The sequence below is a fragment of the Pseudoalteromonas sp. SR45-6 genome (genome assembly GCF_014163545.1).
In the GTDB taxonomy this organism is placed as follows: domain Bacteria; phylum Pseudomonadota; class Gammaproteobacteria; order Enterobacterales; family Alteromonadaceae; genus Pseudoalteromonas; species Pseudoalteromonas rhizosphaerae.
In genome coordinates this window covers 77152-86897 of the sequence record NZ_JACJDM010000012.1, presented here as the reverse complement: position 1 = coordinate 86897, position 9746 = coordinate 77152, and the positions used below count along the sequence as shown (strand labels likewise).

Sequence of the window (9746 nt, the reverse complement as noted above, 5' to 3'; positions counted from 1 at the left end):
GAAAAGCTGCAAAACAGGACGCATTAATAAAGGTAAGCTGCTACCTCTCCAAATAAGCCACTTAAACACCTGTCATACCTTCCAAAACGCCCATTAAAGCAACAGCAAATCCTCTTTTTATATTTTACGTAAAATCGAAGTAACCGATTGAATCAAAATAGGAACTCGGCTATGGTTAATGCATCAATAAAAATAAATTAAAAACGAGTTATTCTACAGCCTCGTTAGGGCTGCAAGGAGGGTTTTGTGGATTATTTGATACCAAAAGATTTGCCTTATGAATTCTTGAATTCACTTGGTATATCAACGGTTGAGCGAGTTTCTATTGAGCCGTTCAGTGGTAGTAAGAAGGTTGAGTGCTACAACAACGTTCTAAAATTCTTAGAGACAAACAGCGGTGATATCCAATTTGGTTGGTCATTTTCTCAACTTGGGAAGATAGTCCTTAAACTTACGGGTCATGTTGTCATAAAGCTTCCTGATGTAGTGGTCAACTAATTTTGGCCACAGTTTTAGAATCTTGGTATCTAACCTCAGATTCATTTGGTGCTAAACCTGCATTATAATGATGTGGTCTAACATTGTTGTAATATCCGTTGATATAATCACTCACACTATATTTAGCTTCTTCAAAGTTTTCATATCCAACTTTTGGCATCCACTCCGTTTTAAAGCTTCTAAAAAATCGTTCCATTGGCGCATTATCCCAACAATTTCCGCGCCGACTCATGCTTTGTGTGATTTTATAGCGCCATAAACGTTGGCGATACTTCAAGCTTGTATAGTGGCTTCCTTGGTCTGAGTGAAACATCAGTCCTGTCGGTTTTCCTCTGCTTTCATACGCGAGTTCAAGCGCTTTTAGCGTTAAGTTAGTATCTGGCGACAATGACATTGCCCAACCAACGACTTTGCGTGCAAATAAATCAACAACGACCGCTAAATAAGCCCAGCGATTGCCTATCCAAATATACGTCACATCACCGCACCACACCGTATCCGGCTCAACAACATCAAACTGTCTATCTAGAAAATTCGGGATTTCAAGGTGCTCATTACCACCGCGTTTATATTGATGTTGTGGTACTTGGCAGCTCTCTAGTTTTAGTTTAACCATCAGCTTAGCGGCGCGATAACGGCTTAATTCAAAACCGTTATTCGTTGCAATTGCTGCGATTGTCCGTGCCCCAGCCGAACCACCACTCATTGCATGTATAACTTTAACTTCCGCTTCTAACCTTACTTGCTCTGGTGTCGATGTTGTATCCCGTATGGCCCAATATTTATAGCTGCTGCGATGCACATTGAATACGCTACACAACACGCTGATTGGGTAACGCTCTCGTTGATTTAATTTCTCAATTAACGAGAATTGCTCAGGGAGTCGGACATCAAGAGAGCGGTAGCCTTTTTTAATATATCCTTTTCTAATTCAATGCGTTGGATTTGCTTTTTAAGTTCGCGGATTTCAATTTGTTCAGGCGTCATTGGTGAAGCCAATGGGGACTGGCCATTCCGTTCTTGCTTTAATTGAGTTACCCACTTACTTACAGTTGATTTACCAACCCCCATAGCTTTAGCTGCATCTTCTTGCGTGTAGCCTTGATCAACTACAAGCTGAGCTGTTTCTAATTTGATTGCAGCAGAATACGTTGCGCGTTTTAATTTCGTCATTTTTTCACCCAAATTTGTATGCTTATTAGCATAACATTTCTTTCTTAATGGGTGGCCAAATTAACTATGCCACTACAGTATAGCATGCAATGTAAAACAGAGGTGTTTACACTTGCCGAGCTTGAAATTATTAATAAATATGGAGCATGGTTAAGCGCTCTTGCGTCAAATCAGATTAATCCTGAAACCAAAGGTCAAAAGCTATTTGTAGAAGAGTGTCAGCGCTTCAGAGCACTTAATTTGAAGGAAATGCTTTCTTATTTTAGCAATCGTGATAAGGGTGGTTCAATTCAATCTGTATGGTTTAAGTATCTTTGTCGTTTAAAATTTGAAAGAGACAATCCAAGTATTATCAACGATAAAATAAAAGTTGATTGGGGTTGGCAAGGGCCACCAATAGAGTCAGGTGAATATGTTTTCTTTTCCAGATAGAGCATATAACACATATGAGCCTTAACTCTGTCAATAGGCACTAGTATTCTTTTTGACCGTTTTTATAAATGGACGGTCAATTTTAAATCAATAAACAAATTCGTTTACTTCGTCTGTCGATGTGGCTGTTAAGCAAGTTGCTTACGGCAAACACATATAGGCGCGTTACGCAGTAATAGATTATTGCGATCTCATCGCAGCCAGGTTTTTCCCATATCCTTTTGGGGTCGCTGGGGCACTACGACCAAATGGATTTAGAAGGTAGAGCGAAGCAGTATGCCTGAGCCGAGACATTCATCGGTTAACTTCATCATGGCACTACTCAAGGGGGCTGGTTTCATCAATCGAATATGTCGTCTCGTTTAGTTTAATTTTAATCTACATGCTCGTTAGCCGTGTTTCCTAAATTGCTTACTCAGTGCTACTATAGTGATACATTTTTGTGGAGGTTATTATGAGAGTAGAGTTAGTAACAACATTGAAACGCCAAGCGACGAAAATATTATCTGAACTGCATTTAACTAAAGAGCCCGTATTAATCACCGAACATGGGCAACCGTCAGCGTATCTTGTTGATGTTGATGACTTCGAATTCATGCAAAAACGTATGCAAATCCTTGAGGCGTTAGCTAAAGGCGAGCAGGCAATAAGTAGAGGAGAAACTATGTCTAATATTGAAGCTAAAGAGAAAATGAATAAATGGCTGAAATAATCTGGACAAATCCTGCTCTGGAAGATCTAAACGATATCGCTGAATATATTGCATTGAGTAACTTGCTGTCAGCTAAAAAGTTGGTGGCGAAAATCTTTGCTAAAGTTGAACGCCTTGAAGAGTTCCCTGAATCAGGGAAAACACCGATTGAACTATCAAATCTGAATTACCGTGAAGTGATAGTTAATCCTTGTCGTATATTTTACAAAATAGACAATGATAAGATTTTTATTTTACACATAATGAGACAAGAGCGTGATTTACGTAAGTTCTTGTTGCAAATGTAGCTTACACTAATCGGGTAGCCTGAGCTCTTTCAACATCACCCATATGCGCTTATTATTTACAGTAAGTGCAGTGGGCGGTTCATATCCTGTAATCACGATGTACTGATAAGGCTAGGCACTTACCGCCTAAAATAAGCCACTCAAACACTTGTCAGACCTTCCAAAACGCCAATTAAAACAGCAGCAAATCGTCTTTTATATTTTACGTGAAAGCCAGTTGTCGATTGAATCAAAATAGCAACTGGGCTATGGTTAATGCATCAATAAAAATAAATTAAAAACGAGTTATTCTACAGCCTCGTTAGAGTTTTCTGTATGTCTCTTGTAAACGGAATTCCAATTTCAGAACTACCAAAGGTTCTTAATCTTATCTTTGAAGATGATGTTCTTATTTACGAAGCTTATTCAGATTTCGATAAAGAAATACAAATTTTTTCTAATCGGAAGGATTTGAATGAATATGCTAATTTCAAACTATCTGAGAATGACTTTAGGTGTAAAGATATCAACTTGACTCTCCACTACTCTGACACTGGTGGGGAGGTTTACATTGAGAAACATGATTTGGTTCCAGATAAGTGTGATGGTGCTACCTATAGATATACAGCAGATGGCTGGGGCACAATCAATTTCAATATTTTTATTGAAGGAGATTACTTCGTGTTGTTTTCGCTTCATGCAAGAGATAAAAAGGAAGCAAAAGAGTGGCAGGATACTTATCCAGAGTTTGGGTCTTTTTTAGTTTGGGAATGGAAAAATGTCAGTAAGCATTTAAAAAGACTAGAGACGTCATACAGTGCAATTCATAATAAGTTGGCAAAAAAACTCTAACAAGTCGATTATGTTCGCCCAACAATTTGGGCTGAGACTGCAAACCCGCGCGCCATATCGAAGAAAAACAGCATCAGGTCTTGCATCTTGCATTTTATTATAAAAGTCAAAAAGAAAGACCTGCCGACGGAACCATGCGAAGGTTATAGTCTCTGAAAAGGCAAAAGCTATCCCAACTTGTCAGCTAGTGATTCAAATTACTCATGCTCTAAATATCAACCGTGGGAAGCTGAAGCGTTTGAACTAGAAGATAGAGTAAGAGAAGCTTTATATAACAGGATCCCAGAATTAAAATGCTAATAACAAGCAATTAGGATCGGCAACGTCCGTTCATGGCACTCTGTCGCCATAATAATTCTTACAGGTCAAAAGACTGCTATTTTAATTTAAGTCGATTTAGCTACGGCTAACTTAACCAATTGTAGTTAAATTAAAAAAACATGCTTGACTTAAATTAACGGCACTTTTATTTTTTCGTTGCTCGTTGCTCGTTGCTCGTTGCTCTAGCAGCTTTTTATTTATTCGGGTATCATTTGCGCAACTTTGATTATCAGTTGCTATTTATGACCACGTTAAGTGCTAAGGAAAATATTCAAGCCATTGTTAAGGCTATTAAAGCTGAAGAAGCTAAGCTTCGTCAAAAGCACCCGTTATTAGCCCATCAAAATACTATCGGGATGGCTATTTTATTATTATCACTCAGTGCGTTAATTGGGGTTGGTGCGCTTTATTACTTTGCTATTATCCCCGCGTGGTTATGTATTATTTTAGCTGCTATTGCTGCGTCAATTTCCCACGAGCTTGAACACGACCTGATCCATAAACAGTATTTTAGTAACCAGCCTTTTCTACATAACTTTATGATGCTAACAGTGTGGCTAATGCGCCCAAATACTATTAGCCCATGGTATCGCCGTAAAATGCATTTACATCATCATAAAGTGTCGGGTACTGAGCAAGACTTAGAAGAGCGCTTAGTGGGTAATGGCATTAAAAAGCCATTGTTACGGGCGTTGGTAATTGTTGATGGCTTACTCGGCTTGTTGATTAACGCTAAACGTTTTAGTAAGGAAATCAAAGGGTTTAGCTTTTTTAAGGTATTTAACGCAGGGTTTCCGGTTACCACAGCGTACTTTGCTATTTTATATAGCGTAATTGTGTTCCATTTAGTTGATTTATTTACCCCACTTGCGGCTAATTCGCCGGCGTTGTTGCTGGACATTATGGCGGTGTTTGAGTTTTTAATGGTGGTGTTGATTGTGCCTAATATTGTGCGTTCAAGTTCATTAAATTTTGTGACTTCATCAATGCATTACTATGGCGGCGTTAATAACATGCTGGAGCAAACGCATGTTTTAACGAGTCGCTTGTTCGCACCGTTTAACTTGTTTTGTTTTAACTTTGGCCATACCCATACGATCCACCATTTTGTGCCGAATCAACCGTTTTATTTACGCCAAATGATCAGCAAGAAAGTACTTGAGGTAATGAAAAAACACGGTGTTCGCTTTAACGATTTTGCTAGCATCAAACAAGCAAATCGCTATCAAGCTTCTTAATATCAAGATACAAATTACTAATTGACCTCAAGTTAAGTTAAGGTTTTAAAGTCGTTATCTAACTCAATATTTAGGTAACGACTATGAACCTTAATCAAATCACTTTACCTGTCTGTGACATCGAAAAAGCAAATCAATTTTACCTGGCCATGGGCTTTACACAAATTGTAAAAACGGATCATTACTCACGCTTTGAGTGCCCTAATAAAGCTACATTTTCTTTATTATTAACTGATGATGTGTTTAGTAATGGTGCGGTTATATATTTTGAAAGCGCAGAACTAGAAAAGTGGGTCGCCTCCTTAAAAGCTAAGGGCTTTGAGTTTGAATCAGTGATCACCGTGCAGCGTTATTTATGGCGAGAAGCGGTGTTAAAAGACCCATCAGGCAATAAAATTAAACTTTATTGGGCGGGGTGTAATCGGCTGAATCCATCATGGCGAGTTGAAGTTACAGATTGATCGTATTCTTGCTATGTCGGGTATAAAGATATTTTGTAGAAGAGTCTGTTATGTTTGATAGTAGCCAAGTGTCTAGAATTATCGAGATGGCATGGGAAGATCGCACGCCATTTGAAGCCATTGAAAACCTTTATGGTTTAAATCATTCCCAGTTAGTTAGTTTTATGCGCGACAATATCTCATCGGGTTCGTTTAAAGTCTGGCGCAAGCGCCATGCTGGCCGTACAACAAAACATTTAAAATTACGCAATCCCGCTATTATGCGCAGCCACTGTAAAACCCAGTATAAAAACCGTTAATGACCTAAACGTTTGTTGAAAATACAAGGGAAGTTGGCGTAAAGTGATACCACTTTAGTTAGTTAAAATTCTATGTAGGGATCTTAAATGCAAATTACCGGACGTTGTCATTGTGGTGAGGTTACTTACCATGCTGAAGTTGATGAAAATAAAGTAATAAATTGTCATTGTACTGATTGCCAAATTATCGCAAGTTCCCCATTTCGCACTGTGGTTATATCACATCCTAACGCGGTTACGTTTACTGCAGCTGCGCCGAAAGAATATATAAAAACAGCCGAAAGTGGTAATAAGCGTGCACAGGGATTTTGTGGTAATTGCGGCACCTCTTTGTATGCAACGTCAGTCGGTGATGGCGATAAAATTTATGGCCTACGTATTGGGGCTATTGAGCAGCGTGAGCAACTTATTCCTAAAGCACAAATTTGGTGTCGTTCAAGCCCATCTTGGTTAAAAGAGCTAAACACTATAACTGGCTTTGATACTGTGCCTTAAGCGTCTAATTTCGTAATGTATATTACTACTATGCGCGCTCTAACAATTTTGCAAAAGATAAATTAGCGCGCATTGCTACGTTTATATCTGCTTTAATAGCCAGTGAATTGATCACGGCATTTATGTGTGCTGCTTCAAATTGCGAATCAAGACATGTAACTAAATGGGCTTGAAGCAGAGCTTGAAAATTATCTTCCACTGCCAATGCCCCCAGCTTTATTGCCAAGTAACAGTGATGAGAAAGCCTGCTTTGGGCGCTGTTTATTTTAGTCGTGGATAGGTGTTCAATTTCTTGCTCAACCAATGCTGTACGATTTGGCTGTCTTTGCAAACATATTTGTTTTAGCACGTTTAGGCTATTTAACGACCGAGGGACACCAATGTAGGTAACCATATAAGAAAATGCACTATTAAGCTCATCAATGGTATGTCCTTTATCTAAGGCTTCGTTCAACAAGTTTTTTAGACGATATAACTCCCCCATTGCTGCAAGTGCGGCAATAGCTGCAACAAACGGGTATTTTGTGTGGTTATTTACTTTAAGCATAATGTCTCTTTAAAAATTAAATTGTTAAAAAGCAAAAATATCGCAGTAGGTAAGCTTTACCTTAGGCTGCTTAATTTGCTGTTTAAAATAGTGCGTAGAGAAGTGAATTATTTGGGTTTTTATAGTGATAACCTGTCAGCGCATTAATATGCCTGAGCGAATATTTATTATTACTGATAATGGCTAAATGTGTTTGTTAAAACCAATGTGTTTTTTGCCTAAAACAACAGATCGTGATTGTTTTTAATATTTATGAGTGTGCTTAGTGCTAAGCTTTGATTAAAGTATGATGAGATCAAATTAAAACGCGATGACTAGTAAACAGACCTTAACCGAATCCGTGTTAGCAATTGCTACACACGATGGTATTTTTAACACTCAGATAGATGCGCTTAAATTAGTACGTCGCAGCAATGTGTCTGAGCCTATGCCATGTGTTTATGGGCTTGGTTTAGGCATTACTGTGCAAGGTGGCAAGCGTGTTATCTTGGGCGAAGATATTTATGATTATGCAGAAGGACAAACATTAGTTGCCTCTGTTGATGTGCCAGTTGTAAGCCATATTACTTCAGCGTCTATACAACGACCTTTTTTAGGGTTGCACTTATGTATCGACAGTAAAGTTTTAGGTCAAGCAGTTGCTAATATGGATTTTTCATCTCAAGATCATGTAGCTCGTCAATGTGCTATGTCGGTAGTCGATGCTGATGAGGGGCTTTTAGATGCTATAAATAGGCTGATTAAATTATTAAACGAGCCTAAGCTGCTTTTGCAACTCGCCCCTTTAATCCAAGAGGAGATTGTTTTTCGGTTATTACAAAGCCCACATAGTTATCAATTAAGGCAAATAGTAACCGCAGGATCCGCTAGTCAAAAAATAGCTAAAATTTTATATTGGTTAAAACAAAATTATAAAGATGATTTTTCGATAGTTGACTTAGCTGTTGAGGCGCATATGAGTGAATCAACGTTTCGCCAGCACTTTCGAGAAGTGACTAAACTCAGCCCTTTGCAATATATCAAGAATTTACGTTTACAAGAGGCGAGGCAATTAATGCTGAATCAGCGCCTTGATGCGAATACGGCTGCTTTGCAAGTGGGCTATGAAAGCGCCTCACAATTTAGCCGAGAGTACACCCGATTTTTTGGTCGTCCTCCTCTTAAAGATATAAATGCATTGCGTTTAAGCAATGCATTTATTTAGGCATGTAGTTAGGTATTGCTGTCACTTCTCATGGTGATATTACGTCCACCTAAATAACCAAATACGGCGCACAATGCACTCGCAAAAGCACATAACCATAAGGTGGTTGTCCAATTGCCAAAGTAGCTATGTAATGAGCCTGCGATAATCGGCCCAGAGGCGGCAAGTAAATAGCCCAAGCACTGTGCCATGCCTGAAAGTGATGTAGCCTGACGGGTGTCATGAGTACGTAAGCTAATAAACGATAAACCTAAAATAAAGCAGGCGCCTGAGCAAAATCCTAAGGTGACTGCCCACAAAGAGGCAAACTCAGGTAAATAGAGCAGCCCAAGTGAGCATGTTGCGGCTATTAGTGCTAACAAGCTGGTTAAAATACGTTGATCTTTAAGCTTTGCCAGCAGTGGTATTAAGATAATGCCAGGCACTGCAGACGCTACTTGAAAGGCACCTTGTAGCGCACCCGCATGCTGAGCTGTATGGCCACCTTCAAGCAAAATGCTCGGCAACCAACTAATCATAATATAGGTAAAAAATGAATTTAATCCCAGCAGTAAGGTAATCTGCCACGCAAGCGCCTCGTGCCATACTTTGTTGGTGTTGACACTCGCCAGTAGATCTTTTGTTGGCTTAGTATGAAGTTTTAACTGTGGTAGCCAAATAACAATACTCACTAGGGTAAGTAAGCCATAACAAGCAAGGGCTAATTGCCAGCCGATACTTTTATATTCAGCCAGCGGAATAATAAGCGCGGCATAACTACCACCAAAAATTCCCATCGCTAGTACGTAAGTAGAGGTCATCACTGCCACTTTATGCGGGAAGTCGCGTTTAATTAAGCTCGGTAACAGTACGTTACCAATTGCGATACCGATGCCAATGACTGCTGTACCTAAGTAAAGCATTGGCATAGAGTCAATTAGCCGCGAAGCCAAGCCCAAACCAATCAGAATAAGCGCAATAAACAGTGATATTTCTAAGCCTTGTTTTTTAGCAAGACTTGCCGCCATCGGGCTGGCTAAAGCAAAGGCAATTAACGGCAGTGTTGTGAGCATACCGGCTTGCGAAGGGCTTAAGTTAAAGGTCAAAATTATTTGCTCAAGCACAGGAGCAATCCCTGTAACCGGTGCGCGTAAGTTAGCGGCAATAAAGATAATGCCTAAAATTAAAATAGCAGAAGAAAAAGCAGTTCTTTTAATGGCAGTCGAGTTCAAAACTAAAATCATCAATAAGAAAGAGGGAGCGCAATTA

Annotated in this window: 13 protein-coding genes; 10 read left to right on the top strand and 3 right to left on the bottom strand. The window is 39.2% G+C overall.

From position 1 onward, the window contains the following. Nucleotides 1-246: 246 nt before the first annotated feature. Nucleotides 247-498 carry a hypothetical protein gene (locus tag H5158_RS08075; RefSeq protein WP_182739804.1) on the top strand — a complete coding sequence of 84 codons (252 nt, stop codon included), beginning with the start codon at nt 247-249 and terminating at the stop codon, nt 496-498. Here H5158_RS08075 and H5158_RS08070 read toward each other — a convergent pair. After that, a protein-coding gene (locus tag H5158_RS08070) for an IS3 family transposase (RefSeq protein WP_182739803.1) occupies nt 491-1671 on the bottom strand; the annotation gives its coding sequence in 2 pieces (ribosomal slippage) (nt 491-1413 and nt 1413-1671; 1182 coding nt in all). The two genes, H5158_RS08075 and H5158_RS08070, sit on opposite strands and share 8 nt — an antisense overlap. A 66-nt stretch (nt 1672-1737) precedes the next feature. On the opposite strand from H5158_RS08070, the gene H5158_RS08065 reads away from it, so the two are divergent. The 8 genes from H5158_RS08065 (at nt 1738) to H5158_RS08030 (ending at nt 6747) form a co-directional block, all read left to right on the top strand. Then, nucleotides 1738-2103: a DUF413 domain-containing protein gene (locus H5158_RS08065; protein ID WP_182739802.1), complete on the top strand. Its 366-nt coding sequence runs from the start codon at nt 1738-1740 to the stop codon at nt 2101-2103. A gap of 454 nt (nt 2104-2557) precedes the next feature. Then, the gene (locus tag H5158_RS08060) at nt 2558-2815 is read left to right on the top strand and encodes a type II toxin-antitoxin system Phd/YefM family antitoxin (protein ID WP_145241243.1); all 258 of its coding nucleotides are present in this window, start codon (nt 2558-2560) and stop codon (nt 2813-2815) included. Beyond that, a complete protein-coding gene (locus tag H5158_RS08055) occupies nt 2803-3102 on the top strand; it encodes a type II toxin-antitoxin system RelE/ParE family toxin (protein WP_182739801.1) in 300 nt (99 codons plus the stop codon). The genes H5158_RS08060 and H5158_RS08055 overlap by 13 nt, the downstream gene beginning before the upstream one ends. A gap of 315 nt (nt 3103-3417) precedes the next feature. Further along, on the top strand, nt 3418-3933 hold the full coding sequence (locus tag H5158_RS08050) for a hypothetical protein (RefSeq protein ID WP_182739800.1): 516 nt from the start codon (nt 3418-3420) through the stop codon (nt 3931-3933). Nucleotides 3934-4496: 563 nt separating this feature from the next. Continuing rightward, nucleotides 4497-5492: a fatty acid desaturase gene (locus H5158_RS08045; protein WP_149981415.1), complete on the top strand. Its 996-nt coding sequence runs from the start codon at nt 4497-4499 to the stop codon at nt 5490-5492. A gap of 83 nt (nt 5493-5575) precedes the next feature. Next, nucleotides 5576-5953, top strand: a complete 378-nt coding sequence (locus H5158_RS08040; RefSeq protein WP_182718282.1) for a VOC family protein — start codon at nt 5576-5578, stop codon at nt 5951-5953. Nucleotides 5954-6003: 50 nt separating this feature from the next. Then, nucleotides 6004-6252, top strand: a complete 249-nt coding sequence (locus H5158_RS08035; RefSeq protein ID WP_145241233.1) for a TIGR03643 family protein — start codon at nt 6004-6006, stop codon at nt 6250-6252. 87 nt (nt 6253-6339) lie between these two features. Beyond that, a complete protein-coding gene (locus H5158_RS08030) occupies nt 6340-6747 on the top strand; it encodes a GFA family protein (RefSeq protein ID WP_182718283.1) in 408 nt (135 codons plus the stop codon). Nucleotides 6748-6775: 28 nt separating this feature from the next. Here H5158_RS08030 and H5158_RS08025 read toward each other — a convergent pair whose 3' ends face one another. Then, nucleotides 6776-7294: a carboxymuconolactone decarboxylase family protein gene (locus H5158_RS08025; protein WP_182718284.1), complete on the bottom strand. Its 519-nt coding sequence runs from the start codon at nt 7292-7294 to the stop codon at nt 6776-6778. A 310-nt stretch (nt 7295-7604) separates the two neighbouring features. On the opposite strand from H5158_RS08025, the gene H5158_RS08020 reads away from it, so the two are divergent. Further along, nucleotides 7605-8498 carry an AraC family transcriptional regulator gene (locus tag H5158_RS08020; RefSeq protein WP_182739799.1) on the top strand — a complete coding sequence of 298 codons (894 nt, stop codon included), beginning with the start codon at nt 7605-7607 and terminating at the stop codon, nt 8496-8498. Nucleotides 8499-8506: 8 nt separating this feature from the next. On the opposite strand, the gene H5158_RS08015 is transcribed toward H5158_RS08020, so the two are convergent. Further along, nucleotides 8507-9721, bottom strand: a complete 1215-nt coding sequence (locus H5158_RS08015; RefSeq protein ID WP_182739805.1) for an MFS transporter — start codon at nt 9719-9721, stop codon at nt 8507-8509. Nucleotides 9722-9746 lie beyond the last annotated feature (25 nt).

Excerpts from the sequence above, each read along its gene's own strand:
- H5158_RS08065 (WP_182739802.1), top strand. The coding sequence starts at position 1,738 with ATGCCACTACAGTATAGCATGCAATGTAAAACAGAGGTGTTTACACTT.
- H5158_RS08060 (WP_145241243.1), top strand. The coding sequence starts at position 2,558 with ATGAGAGTAGAGTTAGTAACAACATTGAAACGCCAAGCGACGAAAATA.
- H5158_RS08055 (WP_182739801.1), top strand. The coding sequence starts at position 2,803 with ATGGCTGAAATAATCTGGACAAATCCTGCTCTGGAAGATCTAAACGAT.
- H5158_RS08050 (WP_182739800.1), top strand. The coding sequence starts at position 3,418 with ATGTCTCTTGTAAACGGAATTCCAATTTCAGAACTACCAAAGGTTCTT.
- H5158_RS08045 (WP_149981415.1), top strand. The coding sequence starts at position 4,497 with ATGACCACGTTAAGTGCTAAGGAAAATATTCAAGCCATTGTTAAGGCT.
- H5158_RS08040 (WP_182718282.1), top strand. The coding sequence starts at position 5,576 with ATGAACCTTAATCAAATCACTTTACCTGTCTGTGACATCGAAAAAGCA.
- H5158_RS08035 (WP_145241233.1), top strand. The coding sequence starts at position 6,004 with ATGTTTGATAGTAGCCAAGTGTCTAGAATTATCGAGATGGCATGGGAA.
- H5158_RS08030 (WP_182718283.1), top strand. The coding sequence starts at position 6,340 with ATGCAAATTACCGGACGTTGTCATTGTGGTGAGGTTACTTACCATGCT.
- H5158_RS08025 (WP_182718284.1), bottom strand. The coding sequence starts at position 7,294 with ATGCTTAAAGTAAATAACCACACAAAATACCCGTTTGTTGCAGCTATT.
- H5158_RS08020 (WP_182739799.1), top strand. The coding sequence starts at position 7,605 with ATGACTAGTAAACAGACCTTAACCGAATCCGTGTTAGCAATTGCTACA.
- H5158_RS08015 (WP_182739805.1), bottom strand. The coding sequence starts at position 9,721 with ATGATTTTAGTTTTGAACTCGACTGCCATTAAAAGAACTGCTTTTTCT.